The sequence below is a fragment of the Candidatus Eremiobacterota bacterium genome (assembly GCA_031082125.1).
Taxonomy (GTDB): domain Bacteria; phylum Vulcanimicrobiota; class CADAWZ01; order CADAWZ01; family Ess09-12; genus Ess09-12.
In genome coordinates this window covers 1-16,764 of sequence record JAVHLM010000057.1, presented here as the reverse complement: position 1 = coordinate 16,764, position 16,764 = coordinate 1, and the positions used below count along the sequence as shown (strand labels likewise).

The following is a 16,764-nucleotide window of genomic DNA, read 5'->3' as shown; positions in this document are numbered from 1 at the left end:
TTGTGTCCACAATCTCCCACAGGCATTTTCATTGCGAGTTATGCAGGGCTCTCCTTCCCACAAATTGAAATTTTAAGGGTAATCTGATATAATGTATATACAAAAAGTAAATACAATAACCTGCGGAGGTGAGTGGTGAATCTCCGGCTGACAATAAACAGCTTCGAATGGGATGAAGGCAACACAGGAAAAAACCTTAAGCACAATGTGGCCGATGAAGAAGCTGAACAGGTTTTCCTTGATCCATATGTGAGGATGAAGCGGTCGAGAAGCGGAAGATATGCCCTTTTTGGAAGGACAGAGGAAGGAAGATATTTGTTTGTCGTCTTTCACTATAAGGGCAGGCTTCCAGATTATGATATAGTGAGAGTCATAAGCGCCCGTGGGATGACTGCGGCTGAGAAAAAATTCTATGGAGAGAAAGGAGGGCATCAGCTTGAAAAAGGCATCCGATGAGGAACCGATAATGTGCTCTGGATGCGAGCTCTGCAGGGATGGAAAGATACCTGAATTCAGGGATGAGGAAGAAATGGCATCTTTCTGGCGACACCACAGCCCTTTGGATTTTCCCGGGGAGTTCGAGGATATTGAGGTGAAGGTCCGCGACCTGAGGCAGAAGAAGGTGCCAGTCTCCATAAGGCTCGATCCCTCGCTCAAAGAAGGCGTGAAAAAAATGGCCCGGTTAAAGAAGGTGAAATATCAGGCACTTATGCAAGAATGGATAAGAGAAAGGCTCAAAGAGGAAGAAGAGGGCCTCATCAAGCGTACGATAAAGAAGAAGGCGATATAAGGCAGGTCTTTGAAGCTGCACTGCGTGTGAAATGATTATCCTCTGTGTGACAGTGAACTTGCTGGCTGCACCCTGAAAACTTATAGCTGAGCATATAGTAGGTGTGTATGGGGGAGAATGAGCATCTCAATAATTCATCGCTCAATCCAAAGGCTAGAGCTTCTGCAAAAACTGATGAAGTAACAGGCCTCTATAATCCTCGACACTTCATTGAGCGCCTCGCCGAGTCATGTGAAAAGTATGAAACAGCACAGAAGCCTTTCTCCCTTCTGCTGATTAATATGGACCATTTTAAAGAGTACAACGACACCCTGGGTTATGCTGAAGGAGATAAACTTCTGAGAGAGAGCGTGATGCTTATCAATAGTTATTGCCGGGAAAGCGATCTTGTGTGCCGTTATGGTGCCGACGAGTTCGCCGTGATTCTTTATAATTGGAACAAAAACAATGCGGCAAGGCATGCCGGGAGGCTCAGGGAGGCTTTTTACTTCAGGTTTCGCATCTACAAGGTAAAGATTACCGCAAGTATCGGCATGGCATCATTTCCCGAAGATGCCCTTACGAAAGAAGACCTCCTCTCGGCTGCCGAGATGGCGCTTGCTAAGTCAAAGAAGAGCGGCGGAGACGAGTTCAACTGCGCTCCTTCGCGGCGGGATGATCCTCCCCCGATGGATAGCCATCCCCGGAAGGATCCTCCTCCCGATGACCCCTACCCATCGAACGTTCCTCCCTCTCGGTGTCCCCCGGCCCTCTCCTCCGGAAATGCCAGGGAGATTCCTCGGGATTCCGGCACTCAGCAGAGTGATGACCCAGAAAAATAGGAGCTGACTATTTGACGAAAGAGAAAAAAATACACAACCAAGATGGCAGAGAAATCGTCAGGCATTATCCGCGAGGATGGTGCAAAAAGTAGATTTTTAAGGAGCACTGCATGGACTGGAGCTCAGCTCCGACAAGAAAATTCTTTGAGCATTTTACAGTGCCGATTATGCTGATTATTACTCTATTGACGATTCCATGGATCTTGAAATTGGCTTCGGAGGATAATAAGACCAAGGCAATCATACAGATGAGAGAAATCTCCGAGGCTCTTGAGCTTTACAAGAAGGATAACGGGCAGTATCCCACAACGGAACAGGGCCTCATGGCGTTGGTTGAGAGGCCGGTTTTGAAACCGCTGCCCAAGAGCTGGAAGCCTCATCTGGATATGATTCCGAAGGATCCATGGGGGAATGAGTATGAATACCGCTATTCAGGCTCTGATTCACGATACAGTCTTTTATCGCCTGGAAAAGATCGGAAAAGGAGCAAAGATGATATAATCTCCGGTGAGGAAGAGAAAAATAAGAATGGAAGGCCGTCCCCGTGAGATTTCAACTCCATCAGAATGCTGTGGGACTGGCTAAAAAGAATGAAAGGGAAGCGGTTTCTAGAGCCGCATTCAAAAATGATATAAGTGCTACTCATGAGAGGGCAGAAGGACATTATGGATAAAAGAGAAGCAAATCGTTTGATGATATCCTTCAATTCGCCTGTGGATCGTGATCGGATTATAGGTGAATTGCCGAAGCTATTACAGATTCTCACTGAATCAGAGGTATCATTGGATATAGTATATAATGAAAATCACGAACTGGAAAGCTATAAGCTGGAATCACCTTACTGCATTGAACCCAATGAAAAACCAAAACCTCTCATTGAATTAATCAAGAGCTTCATTCTGATGGAAATGTGGGGCACTGCAGTGAGCTCATCGGTAATGCTCAAGTTTCTCTTTTTCGAATTGGTGACAGCTCTTGAGGGATTTTCGGGCAGATCTGAGGAAGATGTTTATATAGACATTGGTCACATTGTTCAGAAAAGGCTCGAATCGATACGACGATTCAAAGAAGGGAAACCATAAATCAAAGAGATTACAATTTTTCTCTCATACCTATCGCTTCATTTGATCCATAGACAATGGCTGACGGTGCTGGTATAATGAATGATAGATACTATTGTACAAAGAACCATCCCCAGTAATGCTTTCCCTGAAAATAATCGCTGCAATATATAGTGATCTGGCTGAATCATAGAAGGAGCATCATTGACCTCTATGAAAGATATCACAGACCTAAGAAAATCCTATGCGGTATTAATTACATTATCCTTGTTTCTTATATTCTTACTATACTTCTTTATGAGATTTGGTATTTATGTCCCAGATCAAGCATTTGTGACAAAGAAAGACGTGTCATATGAAATTATTCTGACGGAAAGAAATAGCTGTGAGGCCTATTTTCTTGATTTCAAAAAAAATGGTAAATTGAATATAGAGAAAGTGACGATGCAATTTCATTATTAGTCATTTTTCCTTCAGGAAATGAAAACAGATTTTATTAAGGATATGATGCTTGAAGTGTCTCCTGATTGGAGAATTGTTGAGCCGAGGGGCATTGAATATCTCGCTGTCTTTGAAGATATCAATACATTGAAAATTTCATCGACAGATTTTGAAAATCCAAAAATATTGGTAGAGAGAAGAGCAACACCTGACTGCCCATACGAATTCGACAGCGAAAGCGGTACCTTATATTTTGCCGGTTTTTCAGAGCGTGATTCCGCAGAAATAGATGAGCGCCTGGTTAATACTTCCCGATTCAACAGAAAGGCGATTACCGAGCTTCTTAAGCAGGAATCGTACATTTACTCAATATCCCTTTCAAGTCTCGAAATAGCAGAGATAGCAAAAGCTCCGGAAGGATATGCATTCAACTGGCTTCTTAAGCTGTCGCCGGACAACAGAAAATTATACTCATATCTGTTGTCGCTGAAAAAAATGGATTATTTATTTGCATCTATTGATATCCAATCAGGGATGTTCACCACAAATTCTTTTGAAGCAAATGTTTTTCATCCTCGAGACATTTGCTTCAGCCCTGAAATAGTCCTCATCGATTCAGGTGATATGGGGCTTGCTGCTTTTGATTTTGATGGAAGAATAGTAAGTAGTCTTTCTGAAGTGCAGGTTTGTTTTAGTGCCAGTTTGCATCATGATCGAAAAGAAGTGGTTTTTGATACATTAGCAAGCGGAAAAAGAAAAATAGGCATCTGGGACATGTATTCCGGTTCTGTAGAGTTTATGCCATTCGTCGGAGTTTATCCTGTCTGGTCCCCCGATGGATCGTGCATCTGGTTTCGTGAAAATGATGCGAGTCTGTGTAAGATGGATATTAAATCCAGAAAAGTTGAGAAAATAATATCGTTTAAGGACAGTGAAAATCAAAACTGGAATTATTCCGGCAAGGTGATCTTCAGCCCGAATCATAGATATGTTTTTTCCACTTTATCAAGAACAGAATCGATGGAACAAGAAGAGAAGATGAGCCCGAAGAGAGCAATGCACCATAATTACACTCATTTGCTTTGCATACTTGATACTGAGCTGAAACTGGCTTGGGCAGTGCCAGGCTATTCTTATAACTTTGCATGGGTTCAAAAGGGGGCTTGGTGGTAAGGATTTATAGGCCCTGAAGTGATTATCTCTGAGATATATTTTGAAGTTCTTTAGCATATTATGGAAAAATCTATCAGATTTTCAATACTAATCATAGGCGTGCTCCTACTTCTGTTGTTTTCTCTAATTGCTATAATAAGTTCTCACAATAGTGCTTATGAGCCTTTCAAGCCCGTCAAGGTCGGCATGTCTGAAGAAGAAGTAATCCGCCACCTGGGGCAGCCCGATGAGATCGCCACCCGTGATGCCCCAAAAAGCATTGCTTCCTTCGACCCTACAAACCATCCCCGGAAGACCATCGAGAACAAGGTCCTGATGTACAACAGGGATGGATACTATGCCTATATTTATCTGAATTCTCAGAATATAGTTGAGGATATCATACTTGGCGGGCCTTGATTGAATTGACAGGTGTTACCAAAAATGGTAACATAAGGGTGTGAGCTATGTACAGGGTTTTTATCTGCCATCTCAGCAGGAAATGGGTGGCGTGCTGGCGCAGCGAAAAGAATATTCTGCGGATCGAGGTGTACTATGTTGGCTCGCGTGAAGGTACCCCCTACTGATATCCGTATCACCGGCGAAGGGGCTGAGACAGTGCTCAGGGACCTTCGCCGCCTTTATGATGACAACCTTGTGGTTGAAGAAGACGAAGAGTATGTGGATGTTGAAGAAACCCAATGGTATAAGAAGATGCGGGCAGATATGACTCCGGGCAAGGCGCTCCGCCTTTATCGTCAGGGCTCCGGCCTGAGCCTGGCGGATCTCTCGGAAAAATCGGGGGTTCCGAAGGGCCATCTGTCCCAGATGGAAAACGGGAAGCGCCCCATCGGCAGGAATATGGCATGCAGGCTCTCCAAAGTTCTGGGATGTGACTACCGCAGCCTGCTCTGAGAGCCTTGACTGATATGGAAGAATGGTACCGGAGGAAGCAAAGAATTAATACATTCTGTGAGACTTATTGGGCAAATTATGATAAACAAGGCTGCGCATTCAGGAGGCAGCCGTCTTTCAGCAGGTACCTCGCAGGGACGGGCTTATGCTGAGCGCAGGTGATATCATACAGGGCAGGTACAAGATGGTGAAGCCCCTCGGTGAGGGCTCCTCGGGTGTCGTGTATCTTGTTGAGGACACCGGGGCGGGAGGCTCCCTTCTTGCTCTGAAGGAGCTTGACCTGACGGGGAGCAGCCCCGACGAGAAAAGGGAGTATTCCGAGCTGTTCGGGCGGGAGATTTCCATGCTCAAGTCCATGAGGCATCGGGGCATGCCGCGCTTCATTGACTCCTTTTTGCAGGGAGACTCGCAGTTTCTCGTGATGGAGTATATCGAGGGCGAGACCCTGGACGAGATCGTGGAGAAGAACGGCCGCCCCTTCACGCCGGAGGAGCTTATCCCGATGGCCTGGCAGCTCTCGTCGATCATTGAGTACCTCCATACCCGGAAGCCCTATCCGGTGATATACCGGGATCTCAAGCCCTCGAACATCATGCGGACCGCCAGGGGCACCCTCAAGCTCATCGATTTCGGCATCGCGCGCCACTATAACCCTAAAAAGCTGAGAGACACCCATTTCATGGGGACTCCGGGCTTTTCCCCTCCCGAGCAGTACGGCATCGGGCAGTCCGACATGCGAACGGACATGTTCTCCTTCGGGGCGACCCTCTATTATCTGCTCACCGGCGAGGACCTGACGGCTTTCAATTTCAAGTTTCCCCCCTTGAAGGAGCGGGTGAGCGGCGTGCCCCCGGAGCTTGAGAGGATCATCATGCGCTGCCTTTCTCCCAACCCCGGGGAGCGCTACCAGACCACCTCGCTTCTGAAGCTTGACACGATGATCCTCTACTACAGGCGGTCGGGCCCCCTCGCCTCTTTCAGGGAGATGCTCAAGAGATGGCCGCAGTACCGCAGATGGCCCGGGTGGAGCTATCTTGCATTCTATGGAAGTATCCTTGCCTTCATGAATCTGCTCTCTTCGGAGCCCGTCCATTCCATTGAAAACTGCGCGGCATTGCTGATTGTGCTGGCGCTCCTGGCTTTCCTGGCGATGCTCTCATGCACCGCTCACTTGAAAAAGAGGGAAAAGAAGCTTGCCCTGTGCGACGGAGTCGCGCTCTACCTCACCATTGTCGCATTATTGCCGGTGCTTGCAAATGGCCAGTGGCTGCTCGCCGAGCGCATGTATTCCAAAGGAGCTTACGGGGGGCCTGCGAATGAGACTCCGGCAGTGTACAGCAAGGATGTGCCTGTGAACGGGAAAAGGCCCGTGACCCCCATCTATAATTACAACTGGGGAGAGAAGGGAATCCAGGTGACGAAGCTTGAGGGCTCTCAGGAGGCTTCGTTCTCTTTCGCACCAGAAGGATACACGTCACTGGTCGTTGCCTTTGTCAATACCTGGGATGAAAGGTCGTGGCTTTATCTTCAGAAAATCGTCGTGGGAAAGAGGGTATGGACCGACAACGGGAAGCTTCTCTGCCCCCTGGAGCAGAAGAAAGCGTGGCCCAGGATACTTTCAGACTCTGATAACGGGTGGTATGTCATCTGGTGCGACATCAGAAAGGGAAGCACTGCGGATAATTCTCCTCTCAGCATTTTCATCCAGCGCATCAATTCCGAAGGGAGATTGCTCTGGGAAGGCAGTGGAATTGAAGCATCCGAGATCGCGGGCTGCACCGATCCTCCTTCTATAGTCAGCGATATGGAGGGGGGCGTGATAATCTCGTGGGCTGACACCCAGGTGTTGAGGGCGCAGAGGATTGACAGGGAGGGCAGGAGACCGTGGGGGCCTTCGGGGATAACTATTGCGGAGGCTTCGGGCCAGGGGAAATGGGTCAACAGGCCCCAGCTTGTAAGTGATGACAAAGGGGGCGCCGTCATCGCATGGGAGGATGCAAGAAACAATCCGCATCTGATGGAAATGGAAGCCACGATAACGAACTTTGATATCTATGCCCAGAGGATAAGCGCAAAGGGGGAGATCCTCTGGGACAGGAAGGGAGTCCCGGTATGCATCGCCCAGTATGCGCAAAGGAACTGCGCCTTGGTCAAGGATGAAAAAGGAGGGGCGATAGCTGCCTGGGAAGACTACCGGGATGAGACTTCGAGCCGGATTTATGTGCAGGCCCTATCTTCGGATGGCGTTCAGCGGTGGGAGGGAGACGGGATCGTGGCGACCCGGAGGAACCCTAAAGAGCCTTATGGTGATGATGGTTTCGGCCCTGATGTATGGTTGAAGCATTTTGACGTGAGTGCCATCTCAGACGGAGATTCCGGGATCGTGGTCGCGTGGGCAGCCGGAGGACATTTTAGCTGGAAAATAGGCCTGCAGCGCTTTGATGGCTCAGGAACAAAACAATGGGGTGAAATCGGGATTTCCCTGCAATCATGCATTGCACGCCCCCCTCGCCTGCTGGGAAGAGAATGGATAGGAGACTATATGATTTCCTGGCTTGAGAATGATGAGGGGGACGATAAGCATACCTATGTGATGCTTCGCCAGATCGAGCAGAACAGCTCAAGAGCCCGGGGCACCATCGATTTCCGCCTGTCCCCTTCGGAAAACCGCCAGTATGGACAGCAGCTCCAATCCTGGCATAATGAGCTCTACTTGCTGTGGATGGAATCCTCTGGAGCCGAAAGTAAGATTTTCGCGCAGTATCTGTACTACCCGGAAGGGACTTTCGCCAGGGCGATCCGCCCCGGTGCAGCCTGCGGTGACAAAGCCGTCAGTAATTGTTCCCGTTGACGGAAGCGCTTCGCAAGAATAACGAACCAGGATTTTCTGCCCCTTTCCCCGGCCTTTACCTGAAAGGGCTGAGGGCTTTTACATTGCCGTATGTCTGGCCGTGAGAGAGATCTTCTGTCCAAAGGATGTGGCAGCCTGATTTTTCAGCGCTCTGCAGAACCATCGCATCCCAGAATGCAAGCTGGTACCGCCCGCGGATCTTGATGGCTTCAAGAACATCTTCGGTGTCAGGGGCATGCACTTTCCACCTTGCAAGGGCTGAGAGTATCAGCATCGCCGAATCGTCGGACAGGGGCCTCTTCACTTTCTGTGTCACCGTCACAAAGAATTCCTGAAGTATCTGGATGCTGAGGCATCCGCTGCCTTCTTCCCAGAGGCTGCTCACGAGCTCTTTTGCCTTGATATGCTTTCTGCCTGCCGAGAGGTCATGAGCATACACGAGAATATTGGTATCTACGAACTGCCTCCCGCTACGGGCGCTCATGGAGATCTCCCCTTGTCACTGCTATCTTTCCACCGGTGTTGAGGTCAAATTTTTCCAGCATGGCGAGATGAGCCTGTTTTGCCCTGCGGTAGCTGTCGTCATCACGGGCAAGGTCCTCCAGGAGCTGGGTAAGCAGGCCGGAAAGCGAGGTTCCCTTCTCAATTGCGATGTGCTTTGCGTGGCGCAGCAGTTTCCTGGGGATTGAAAGAGTGATATTCTGGCGCTCCATTCAAACAACCTCCACATAAATAAGTGTAACACATATTTACGTGAATATCAAGTCATAGATAGATTTTCACGCTGTATCTGTTCAGCAACCTGGGATGGACTATCAGCCAGGGCGCTCCGCCCCGGTGCAGTCTGCAGTGACTCTGCTATCAGAAGGTGGCCATGTTGACAGACAGGCCTGTGAAAGGGAATTGAGTCCCTCGATATCAGCACGCTTTACTTCAAAGGGAAGGACCCGAAAACATTGCGAATGGAGGCTCGGAGTCTCATTTCCCCGGCGCAAGAAGCCGAAATGCCACTTTCACTCTTGTGCAGATTGGTATTCTTCCTATAGCTATAGCAATTCCAAGAGTACTTTCATCTTCAAGTATCGTTTTTATATTGCTCATTGATGCTGATTTCTGCCATTCCAGATCCTCTTCAATCAAAAGGGGCTCCCCAATCTCACAACCCAGGGTTTCGGCCAGGTACCTGGCTTTTTCCCTGGCTGCAAGCACTGCCTTCTGTCTCGATTCATTCTGATACCTGATCCGCTGCGTATGGTCGTAACAGACTTCCTCAACTGAAACACCAGGGTTTTCAGCAAGATCAACCCAGAGAGCTTTATAACTCTCTAAATTGTTTGTTCGAAAAAGGATCTCTGTTTCTGCGAAATAGCCTAGCTTTGTTTTTATCTTTGTATTATAGTCCCAGTCCTCTCCAAAACTCATTCCATTGGTTTGAATATTGGCCTCGGGGATTTTCTGTCTTCTTAAATAACTTAGAACCTGTTCTGTGAGAGCAGCATTTTCCTGGGCAACAACAGGCATTCTGGGTCCCTTGTTGCATAATCGAAGGTGCCAGATCAACAGATCCGGCGCTATTTCTATTGTGGCCGTGCCATAAACCACTATTGAAGGCTGCTTTAGCTCATCTGCTGCCAACGGAGCGCTCACTGCAAAAATAACGAATAACAGAGCAAAAAATACACGCTTCATGATCTCCCTCCCTGCAGAAAGAAAGACTTATCCAGCTTATCTCGTTATAGTTTTGAAGTTCTTTGGGTATCTTTATTATTATCTGCTTTATCCCTCAAGTCCTCTTCCCTGCGCAATAACTATACCTCTCTTTATCATTTTCCATGTCACCTCTTCAATGCCACCCTTAACAATTTATAACAAATATGTTATAATATGAATATGAAGTGGAATGTTGAGTTTTATGAGGACGCGAAAGGAAATATTCCAGTAGAGGATTTTTATGTAAGCCTCAGCTCAAAGAAGGAGAAAGCAAAATTTGACTGGATAATCGATCTCTTGGAAATGATGGGAATTGAGCTTGAAATGCCCTATGCAAGATATCTCAAGGACACGGGGATGTGGGAGCTCAGGCCGGCGTCGAACAGGATACTGTATTTCCTATATGATGGAAAAAATACCTTTGTTCTCTTACACGCCTTTAGAAAAGTGACTCAAAGAACTCCCTCACCACATATAGAAATTGCCCTTAAACGGATGCTCGATTATATTAAAAGGAGCGAGGCATAATGGCAAACTGGAGAAGGCTCAGGGAACAGCATCTTAGTGATGCTGAGGTTTTGGAGGAATACGCAAAGCTTCCTCCCATCGATCTTGTTGCACAGATAATAAGGGCGAGAAAGAGCAAGGGGCTCACGCAGGAGGGGCTTGCCAGGCTGATAGGAACAAAGCAGCCGGCAATTGCAAGGATAGAGAGCGGCAAGTATCTGGGGTGCTCGATAGAAACACTTTTAAAAATTGCGGAAGCGCTCGAAACGCCCATTACCATTAAAATCAAACCCAGGAAAAAGCTAAAGATGAGATTATCGGCTCGTGGAGAAGGGCATGCAGTGAACATAAAAAAAGCGGCAGAAGGATGATAATATCCAAATATGGGCTTTCTGCTACTAGAGAACAAAGAGAAGAGTGTCGAGCCAGATTTTGACTTCCATTGTCCTGTTTGCGTTATTTACCTCCCTTCCTATCCTGTGATCCGCTGCTTTGTCAGATTCTTTCTCCCTTTCACCTGGGAGCTCTCACAAGTCTTCGGGGAAACTCTGCTCATACCCCGATGAGAGAGCCGGAGGATGCCGTGGTGGATCCACATGGGCAGGGAATGAAGCACCCGGGGGACCGGCGGGGGGTGCAGTGGGAAATATTGTCACGCAGTTTCCTCCTCGATTTTTTGAGAGGTGAAGAGCATAATGCGCTTCAGTGATGAGCTCCGACACCTGCCGTGAAGCATAAGGGTAAACTACCGCACCGATACTTATACTGAGCTTTGCCGGCTCATCGTGGAATCTCTCCAGGAACTCCTTCCTTATAGTCTCGGCCCGCTGCGCACAATAACCCCATTCGCTCTCCCTCAGGATAAGGACATACGAGTCTTCGCCGTAACTGGAAAGCAGGTCACCACGTCGCATGAATGATTTTACCATGCTGACGAAATTGTTGAGGAGAAGGTCTCCCTTGTCAGACCCATGCAAATCGTTAAAGCGCTTGAAATGATCGATATCAATGATGATAAGGCCGAAAGGCAGGCTGCATCTCATGAAAAATGCGCACGCATTGCTGACTCGCCGCTGCAGATAATTATAGTTATAGACATCAAGTGGAATGTAAGCCTCTTCAAGAGTTATCTCGGGGGCATTTTCATCATCTGGATTGATATAAGGATTCTGTTCGATCTGATTCACCCTCTCATTACACCATCAGAGCATCCCCTACCCTGAAGGTCATGTAATTGCAATATCAAGGCTATTATAACAGAAAAGTGGATAATGAAACATCCTTATGACTTATCAGGCAAGCTTTAAAGGACAGAGATTGACTTTTTTTGCTTTCACTGATATTATATATTTCAGCAGGATGTTGAAATCGATATTTTTAATGAAAGGCCTTCGGGATGAAAGATATTGAGAAAAGAGCCGCTGAGGCCCTGAGAGAGACGTTATCAAGGATCCCCTTTCTTAAAATTCTTGAGATCACTGAGACCGCCAGGATACCCGGCAGCCGAATCAAAGAAAATAAGGAGGCTGATGCGGCGCTCATCGCGAGAGTGAGAGTCCCCTCTTCAGGGGATCAGCTGCTTGTTATCGAAGTGGAAAATAGCGGTCAGCCACGATTCGTTAACCGTGCGATCAATCATTTTCTCCGCCATAAGGATAGGTTTCGTAATGCATATTGTATCATAATGGCTCCCTATATATCTCCCCGATCAGCAGAGATCTGCAGAAGCGAAGGGAGAGGTTATATTGATTTTTCCGGCAACTGCTCCCTCTCATTCAAGAATGTCTTCATAGAGAAAAGCAACTATCCGAGTCTTTTTCAGGAGAAAAGGGAGCTTGGCTCACTCTTTTCACCAAGGGCGACCCGCATATTAAGGGTGCTGCTGGACAATCCAGGTAAAATATGGAAGGTGCAGGAGCTGTCACGTAAGGCAAAAGTGAGTCTCGGCCTTGCATCCAACATCAAGAAAAAGCTGATGGAGCAGGAATTCGTCACCGATACGAAAGACGGTATCACGGTAAAAGAGCCGGAGCAGCTCCTGAGCAAGTGGGCTGAGAATTATCTTTACGAAGCCAATATGATAAGGTCATACTACAGCATGAAATCAATCGCGGTACTAGAATCTGAAATAGCTGGATTCTGTAAAAAGAAAGGAATCAGCTATGGTTTGGCTGGCTTTTCCGGCGCGGCGAGACTGGCCCCCGCAGTCCGCTATCAGCAGGCTATGATATTCATTGAGAGTGATGCTATCGGCCTCATAGAATCTTCAATGAAAATCAAACCAGCGGACAGGGGAGCGAATATCAGTCTCTGGAGTCCCTATGATGAGTATGTATTTTATGGCTCAAGGGAAGTAAATGGGATCGGGATCGTGTCACCTGTCCAGTTGTACCTTGACCTTAACAGGTATCCGGGCAGGGGGAAAGAGGCCGCAGAGGCACTCCTCGAAGAGGTTATAAGACCGGCATGGAAGATATAAATGATTATTCGCATGAAATGACGGAAGCCGCAAACTCGGTGATGCTTGAGCTTGTGCATTTGCTTGGTGAATACCGGGATGATATGAGAATCATCGGCGGCTGGGTCCCTGAATGAAAGGGAATATTGCAGGTGCCAAGAATATCAATATTGGTGCTCATCTCACAGCATAGGGTGGAATGCCTGTGAATATTCAGACGGAAGAGCCTCTTCGCGCTCCCGCTCACGTCCTTTGTTCTTTGCATTTCTGTTTGACCGGTTTTCAGTAACCACCTATGAGTGTGAAGTATTTTTTAGACGTATGGAGTCAAGAAAATGAAGCGTTTGTCGCTTATTTCTCAGAACAAGTCCGAAGATGTTGATACGCAGGAAGGATAGAGAGAGGCGGCATGAGATGCCTGATAGCCGGATAAATGCCAGAGAGACAATTCTTAATATAAACAGGTTTCACATCGAAACACTTGATGTTTTTACTCATCATCTTTATAAAAAATTCTCATCGGCACTGAAATTGACAACCGGGGAAGAATTAGATAGCGAAGATTCCGGGCATTTGAAAAATGCATTACAGAGGCTTCTTAGAATTTATGGGCTGTGCGGGGAGGGGTTACAGCATCTGCGGCGATTTTCGAGAATGACCACGATCCATTCTCTTGAAGAATCATTTGGTGCTTTCTGCTTCTGGTTTTCACAGATTCAATACGTGGGCGGCAGTATCTTTATCGAATCTATAGTGGCTTTACAGATAGATTTGGCATTATTCCATATTCAGAATCTTGATAAATGGATAGCATCAGAGGAAGTTATGAAAATTGAAGAAGCCGAATGTTATAAGGAGAACTCGCTCTCATATCGGAGAGCCTTTTCCAAGAAGCTGCGGCAAGTGCGTTACCCATACAGTAAAGAGCTTACAAAGACAATGATGATGATTTACAGGTCGTTGATGAGATTCTCGGAAGTTTTTCTGAAATTCTTTAACCTGGACGAAGCCAAGAATGAGAAAGATTTTATGTCGATGTATACCTGCTTCACCGCGCTTATTTCGCTCTCATTGGAATTATATGCGATCTATATGAAAAGCCATTTGTACCTGAAAGCTTTCAGATTATACTTGCTGGATTATGGAAGGAGTGAGGCATAATGGCAGACTGGAGAAGAATAAGAGAACAGCATCTCAGTGATGCCGAGGTTTTCGAGGAATATGCAAAGCTTCCTCCTGTCTATCATGTTGCACAGATCATTGGAACAAGAAAGTGCAAAGGTTCGGGCATAATGACTTCCACAAATAGTTGGACTCTCAAGACGGCGGCTTGGAAGAATAAGCAATGGTAAATGTGATAATTCTCGTTATCCTGATTGGTTTGTTTATCTCACTTCCATTTCTTGCGATCAGCAGCCTTGCAAGAAAGAAATGGAAAAAGGCATTGATATTGCTTGGAATATTTCTTGTTCTGTTTCTGGGGATTGCTCTGCCGCATTTTATCCATGTTCGTCACTGTGGACAGTATGTCGCCTGTTCGTCCAACCTGCACAGTATTGCCTTATCTCTTGAAAAATTTGCCGAGGCTCATGAAGGGCGATATCCTTCATCGCTTGAGGAATTAAAGCCTGATAAAATAAGAGAAATTCCCACTTGCCCCTCTGCCCGGAAGGATACCTATTCCAAAGGCTATTTGACATCTGCAGATTCAATGACTTATACGATTTATTGCAGCGGGGATTATCATAAATTCTTCCTGAAAAGCCACCATGCGAATCACAGAAACGGGTACCCTCAATATGATTCCATAAAAGGATTTATAGAAGAGCGTTGAGAGCAGAATCATGGAGAACAGGGCTGCAGTATAAAACAGGGGTAAGAGAACCTTCATCGACAGAACTGCCTGATCCCATTCACCTGGTCACCCTTTTGTGCTAAAATATGATTGGAATAATTACTTGCTGGTTCGCTTACGGTGGTTGATATTTTATGAAGCTCTCTGGCTGGCAGGGTCAGCAGAATAGACGTTCAAGTAAATCACACAAAGAAAAACAGATTGACTTGTTCAAGCACGCCACTCATATGAAAGAGGGCCCCGTTGAAATCAAGATACCGCATTTCCATTTGGAAATGGTCTTTGGACGTCTATTCGAGAAATTGCGCAGTGAACAGATATACCTTCTCGATCAGGCACTGGCAGCGCACAGGATCCCATATTTTACAAGTCTCGTCAGCAAAGGGCATGCCCTTGATATAGTCATAAACCAGGGACAGGCTGAGGCGGTGAGAGCGATAATAGATGAGCTTCAGAAAAGCCCTGATCATATTGTCAGAATAACCAGTCGGATAGGTGACTGGTGTGAGCTGGAACCGCAGGGTCTTCCAAGGCACCTCATGAGCCATCAATGGGAATTTGCCGTTTATTATGAATATCCCGACAATCTTGATTTCAGCCTCAGGAAGACAGAATTTTTATTCACCAACAATTCTCGGACCGTCTTCGGGATCCGGGAATGGTATGGTGATGATCGGCCGAATCATAATGCATTGGGAAAAATGGCGACAAAAATCATCATGGATGAAAAGTTTCGAAATACATTGATTTCAGCAGATCCCAATCTTCAATTGAAATGGAAAGATAGATAAATTTCTGCATAAGAGAATTTCTGTGGACTCTTATTATGCAGGTCGTTCATCTCGGGGATGTCGCTCAGTGCAGGTCCTCTGCCGACACGGCAGTTCACAACAGTTTTCCAAGTTCTTCTGGGGTAATCTTTATATCCCTGAGGATCTTTCTTAAAAGTCCCCGCCCTATGTTCGTGCCCTTATGAAAGGGAACCTTTGTCTTGCTCCCGTCAGGATGGCAATAGTGTCGGTGACTTTCAGGAGACTTCCTCGTATTGACAAAGCCCAGTTCCTCAAGAACCTTGTTCAGTTCCTCTCTGGCTTCAACAACGGCAGTCTCTCGCTCATAGCGCTATCTCCAGATGCTTCACCACTATAATCTCAGGATATTTTAAGTCAATAGACTTCTGCTCCTCAACAAGCTCTCTCAGGCACATCATTATGACATCCCTTCAAGGCGGGGGTATTGCGGCTCATTTTGAGGTCCTAAAACTCCTCAGGCCATTTCCTTGCCCCATGCAGAACCCTCAATATCTGTAATGATCTGTGTCTTACTCGATATGCCACAATATATTTTGTCCCCGGAACAACAAGCTCTCTTGTGCCGGGAACGCGCCCGGGACGACCCAGCCCGGGACTTTGTGCGATGAAATTCTCTACCGCATCGATTATGATGAGAACCTGCCGGGAAACCGCTCGGGCTTATCGGCACCTATATATGCTGCAATTGGTTCAAGGTCTTGAGATGCCAGTGTCAGTCCATAGGATCTGCAAGCTTTGCCTCCCACTTCTTTCTTACTTCCTCGTGAGGCGTGAGAGAGCCATTTTCCGCCTGGAGTATGCCTTTCTCAATCGCCTCTATATGCCATTCGTTTATTCTTAGATACTCTTCGATGGCATCAGCGACAAGGAAAGATTTTGTTCGCGCGGTGGCACGCGCCAGTTTCTCAAGCCTCTTTTTTACTTTTGGATCCACTCGTACAGTCATAACGTTTTTCACGGTAACCTCCTGTATTCATTATAATACCGAATTGCATAAAGATCAATTTTGAAGGGATTTGAGATTATAATTATGAGTACCTGGCGCATATGGAATGCCTTTAGATATCATAGTAGTGCCAGAACATCCATCCATGGAACTTGCCGCCAGAAACAGAATTCTTAAGAACTGATAAGGCATAGACAAGGAAAGCCAATGCTGGTAAAATTTCTATTGTCGCAGGGTGGGTCAAAAATTAATTACCACATGGGGCAAAGGTTAATTGACTTTCTCAATAGAACCCAAAAAAGGTAGGGGCCTCAGTGGCATCAATGACAAGAGAGTGCTTTAGGTCAAGCACGGCGCCTTGTGCCTCCTTAGAAAAGATCCGGCCATTTGACTGCCCCGTCCCACCTATCCATACCACAAGAATCCCAGTCAAAATTACTGGTAA

Annotated in this window: 24 protein-coding genes; 17 read left to right on the top strand and 7 right to left on the bottom strand. The window is 46.7% G+C overall.

Translation table 11 applies throughout. The features are described from left to right. Positions 1-135: 135 nt before the first annotated feature. The 9 genes from RDV48_30955 (at position 136) to RDV48_30915 (ending at position 8,031) form a co-directional block, all read left to right on the top strand. The gene (locus RDV48_30955; protein ID MDQ7827254.1) at positions 136-456 is read left to right on the top strand and encodes a BrnT family toxin; all 321 of its coding nucleotides are present in this window, start codon (positions 136-138) and stop codon (positions 454-456) included. Further along, on the top strand, positions 437-790 hold the full coding sequence (locus RDV48_30950) for a CopG family antitoxin (protein ID MDQ7827253.1): 354 nt from the start codon (positions 437-439) through the stop codon (positions 788-790). Before RDV48_30955 ends, RDV48_30950 begins: the two co-directional genes overlap by 20 nt. 107 nt (positions 791-897) lie before the next feature. Next, positions 898-1,611 carry a GGDEF domain-containing protein gene (locus tag RDV48_30945; protein MDQ7827252.1) on the top strand — a complete coding sequence of 238 codons (714 nt, stop codon included), beginning with the start codon at positions 898-900 and terminating at the stop codon, positions 1,609-1,611. 110 nt (positions 1,612-1,721) lie between these two features. Beyond that, positions 1,722-2,159, top strand: a complete 438-nt coding sequence (gspG, locus tag RDV48_30940; protein ID MDQ7827251.1) for a type II secretion system major pseudopilin GspG — start codon at positions 1,722-1,724, stop codon at positions 2,157-2,159. Positions 2,160-2,276: 117 nt separating this feature from the next. Further along, positions 2,277-2,693 carry a hypothetical protein gene (locus RDV48_30935; GenBank protein MDQ7827250.1) on the top strand — a complete coding sequence of 139 codons (417 nt, stop codon included), beginning with the start codon at positions 2,277-2,279 and terminating at the stop codon, positions 2,691-2,693. Between the two features lie 459 nt (positions 2,694-3,152). Continuing rightward, positions 3,153-4,286 carry a hypothetical protein gene (locus RDV48_30930; GenBank protein ID MDQ7827249.1) on the top strand — a complete coding sequence of 378 codons (1,134 nt, stop codon included), beginning with the start codon at positions 3,153-3,155 and terminating at the stop codon, positions 4,284-4,286. A gap of 186 nt (positions 4,287-4,472) precedes the next feature. Beyond that, a complete protein-coding gene (locus tag RDV48_30925; protein ID MDQ7827248.1) occupies positions 4,473-4,685 on the top strand; it encodes a hypothetical protein in 213 nt (70 codons plus the stop codon). 135 nt (positions 4,686-4,820) lie between these two features. Continuing rightward, positions 4,821-5,180 (top strand): helix-turn-helix transcriptional regulator, encoded by a 360-nt coding sequence (locus RDV48_30920; protein ID MDQ7827247.1) that lies wholly within the window; start codon positions 4,821-4,823, stop codon positions 5,178-5,180. 145 nt (positions 5,181-5,325) lie between these two features. Next, positions 5,326-8,031: a serine/threonine-protein kinase gene (locus RDV48_30915; GenBank protein MDQ7827246.1), complete on the top strand. Its 2,706-nt coding sequence runs from the start codon at positions 5,326-5,328 to the stop codon at positions 8,029-8,031. Positions 8,032-8,086: 55 nt separating this feature from the next. Here RDV48_30915 and RDV48_30910 read toward each other — a convergent pair whose 3' ends face one another. The 3 genes from RDV48_30910 to RDV48_30900 form a co-directional block, all read right to left on the bottom strand. Next, positions 8,087-8,515, bottom strand: coding sequence for a PIN domain-containing protein (locus tag RDV48_30910; GenBank protein MDQ7827245.1), 429 nt, complete (start codon positions 8,513-8,515; stop codon positions 8,087-8,089). Beyond that, complete coding sequence (locus RDV48_30905) at positions 8,502-8,744, bottom strand: CopG family transcriptional regulator (GenBank protein MDQ7827244.1); 243 nt, start codon at positions 8,742-8,744, stop codon at positions 8,502-8,504. The genes RDV48_30910 and RDV48_30905 overlap by 14 nt, the downstream gene beginning before the upstream one ends. A 265-nt stretch (positions 8,745-9,009) precedes the next feature. Beyond that, a complete protein-coding gene (locus RDV48_30900; protein MDQ7827243.1) occupies positions 9,010-9,720 on the bottom strand; it encodes an SIMPL domain-containing protein in 711 nt (236 codons plus the stop codon). A gap of 195 nt (positions 9,721-9,915) precedes the next feature. On the opposite strand from RDV48_30900, the gene RDV48_30895 reads away from it, so the two are divergent. Both RDV48_30895 and RDV48_30890 read left to right on the top strand, forming a co-directional pair. Continuing rightward, positions 9,916-10,269, top strand: coding sequence for a type II toxin-antitoxin system RelE/ParE family toxin (locus RDV48_30895; protein MDQ7827242.1), 354 nt, complete (start codon positions 9,916-9,918; stop codon positions 10,267-10,269). Next, a complete protein-coding gene (locus tag RDV48_30890; protein MDQ7827241.1) occupies positions 10,269-10,619 on the top strand; it encodes a helix-turn-helix transcriptional regulator in 351 nt (116 codons plus the stop codon). The genes RDV48_30895 and RDV48_30890 overlap by 1 nt, the downstream gene beginning before the upstream one ends. Before the next feature lie 156 nt (positions 10,620-10,775). Here the strand turns inward: RDV48_30890 and RDV48_30885 are convergent, their stop codons facing one another. Beyond that, on the bottom strand, positions 10,776-11,435 hold the full coding sequence (locus RDV48_30885) for a GGDEF domain-containing protein (GenBank protein MDQ7827240.1): 660 nt from the start codon (positions 11,433-11,435) through the stop codon (positions 10,776-10,778). Positions 11,436-11,644: 209 nt separating this feature from the next. Between RDV48_30885 and RDV48_30880 the strand changes: the two genes are divergently transcribed. From RDV48_30880 to RDV48_30855, 6 genes are all read left to right on the top strand, one after another. Next, entirely contained in the window at positions 11,645-12,727 is a 1,083-nt protein-coding gene (locus RDV48_30880) for a type IV toxin-antitoxin system AbiEi family antitoxin (protein MDQ7827239.1), read from the top strand. Then, a complete protein-coding gene (locus tag RDV48_30875) occupies positions 12,715-12,843 on the top strand; it encodes a hypothetical protein (GenBank protein MDQ7827238.1) in 129 nt (42 codons plus the stop codon). Before RDV48_30880 ends, RDV48_30875 begins: the two co-directional genes overlap by 13 nt. A 277-nt stretch (positions 12,844-13,120) precedes the next feature. Then, positions 13,121-13,867, top strand: coding sequence for a hypothetical protein (locus RDV48_30870; GenBank protein MDQ7827237.1), 747 nt, complete (start codon positions 13,121-13,123; stop codon positions 13,865-13,867). Then, a complete protein-coding gene (locus RDV48_30865; GenBank protein ID MDQ7827236.1) occupies positions 13,867-14,058 on the top strand; it encodes a hypothetical protein in 192 nt (63 codons plus the stop codon). Before RDV48_30870 ends, RDV48_30865 begins: the two co-directional genes overlap by 1 nt. Next, entirely contained in the window at positions 14,052-14,540 is a 489-nt protein-coding gene (locus RDV48_30860) for a hypothetical protein (protein MDQ7827235.1), read from the top strand. Before RDV48_30865 ends, RDV48_30860 begins: the two co-directional genes overlap by 7 nt. 155 nt (positions 14,541-14,695) lie before the next feature. Beyond that, the gene (locus RDV48_30855; GenBank protein ID MDQ7827234.1) at positions 14,696-15,352 is read left to right on the top strand and encodes a hypothetical protein; all 657 of its coding nucleotides are present in this window, start codon (positions 14,696-14,698) and stop codon (positions 15,350-15,352) included. 94 nt (positions 15,353-15,446) lie between these two features. On the opposite strand, the gene RDV48_30850 is transcribed toward RDV48_30855, so the two are convergent. The 3 genes from RDV48_30850 to RDV48_30840 form a co-directional block, all read right to left on the bottom strand. Then, entirely contained in the window at positions 15,447-15,641 is a 195-nt protein-coding gene (locus RDV48_30850) for a type II toxin-antitoxin system HicA family toxin (GenBank protein ID MDQ7827233.1), read from the bottom strand. Positions 15,642-15,817: 176 nt separating this feature from the next. Next, positions 15,818-15,961 (bottom strand): type II toxin-antitoxin system RelE/ParE family toxin, encoded by a 144-nt coding sequence (locus tag RDV48_30845; protein MDQ7827232.1) that lies wholly within the window; start codon positions 15,959-15,961, stop codon positions 15,818-15,820. A gap of 124 nt (positions 15,962-16,085) precedes the next feature. Further along, positions 16,086-16,331: a ribbon-helix-helix protein, CopG family gene (locus tag RDV48_30840; GenBank protein ID MDQ7827231.1), complete on the bottom strand. Its 246-nt coding sequence runs from the start codon at positions 16,329-16,331 to the stop codon at positions 16,086-16,088. Positions 16,332-16,764 lie beyond the last annotated feature (433 nt).

Excerpts from the sequence above, each read along its gene's own strand:
- RDV48_30945 (MDQ7827252.1), top strand. The coding sequence starts at position 898 with ATGGGGGAGAATGAGCATCTCAATAATTCATCGCTCAATCCAAAGGCT.
- gspG (MDQ7827251.1), top strand. The coding sequence starts at position 1,722 with ATGGACTGGAGCTCAGCTCCGACAAGAAAATTCTTTGAGCATTTTACA.
- RDV48_30935 (MDQ7827250.1), top strand. The coding sequence starts at position 2,277 with ATGGATAAAAGAGAAGCAAATCGTTTGATGATATCCTTCAATTCGCCT.
- RDV48_30930 (MDQ7827249.1), top strand. The coding sequence starts at position 3,153 with ATGAAAACAGATTTTATTAAGGATATGATGCTTGAAGTGTCTCCTGAT.
- RDV48_30925 (MDQ7827248.1), top strand. The coding sequence starts at position 4,473 with ATGTCTGAAGAAGAAGTAATCCGCCACCTGGGGCAGCCCGATGAGATC.
- RDV48_30920 (MDQ7827247.1), top strand. The coding sequence starts at position 4,821 with ATGTTGGCTCGCGTGAAGGTACCCCCTACTGATATCCGTATCACCGGC.
- RDV48_30915 (MDQ7827246.1), top strand. The coding sequence starts at position 5,326 with ATGCTGAGCGCAGGTGATATCATACAGGGCAGGTACAAGATGGTGAAG.
- RDV48_30910 (MDQ7827245.1), bottom strand. The coding sequence starts at position 8,515 with ATGAGCGCCCGTAGCGGGAGGCAGTTCGTAGATACCAATATTCTCGTG.
- RDV48_30905 (MDQ7827244.1), bottom strand. The coding sequence starts at position 8,744 with ATGGAGCGCCAGAATATCACTCTTTCAATCCCCAGGAAACTGCTGCGC.
- RDV48_30900 (MDQ7827243.1), bottom strand. The coding sequence starts at position 9,720 with ATGAAGCGTGTATTTTTTGCTCTGTTATTCGTTATTTTTGCAGTGAGC.
- RDV48_30895 (MDQ7827242.1), top strand. The coding sequence starts at position 9,916 with ATGAATATGAAGTGGAATGTTGAGTTTTATGAGGACGCGAAAGGAAAT.
- RDV48_30890 (MDQ7827241.1), top strand. The coding sequence starts at position 10,269 with ATGGCAAACTGGAGAAGGCTCAGGGAACAGCATCTTAGTGATGCTGAG.
- RDV48_30880 (MDQ7827239.1), top strand. The coding sequence starts at position 11,645 with ATGAAAGATATTGAGAAAAGAGCCGCTGAGGCCCTGAGAGAGACGTTA.
- RDV48_30875 (MDQ7827238.1), top strand. The coding sequence starts at position 12,715 with ATGGAAGATATAAATGATTATTCGCATGAAATGACGGAAGCCGCAAAC.
- RDV48_30870 (MDQ7827237.1), top strand. The coding sequence starts at position 13,121 with ATGCCTGATAGCCGGATAAATGCCAGAGAGACAATTCTTAATATAAAC.
- RDV48_30865 (MDQ7827236.1), top strand. The coding sequence starts at position 13,867 with ATGGCAGACTGGAGAAGAATAAGAGAACAGCATCTCAGTGATGCCGAG.
- RDV48_30860 (MDQ7827235.1), top strand. The coding sequence starts at position 14,052 with ATGGTAAATGTGATAATTCTCGTTATCCTGATTGGTTTGTTTATCTCA.
- RDV48_30855 (MDQ7827234.1), top strand. The coding sequence starts at position 14,696 with ATGAAGCTCTCTGGCTGGCAGGGTCAGCAGAATAGACGTTCAAGTAAA.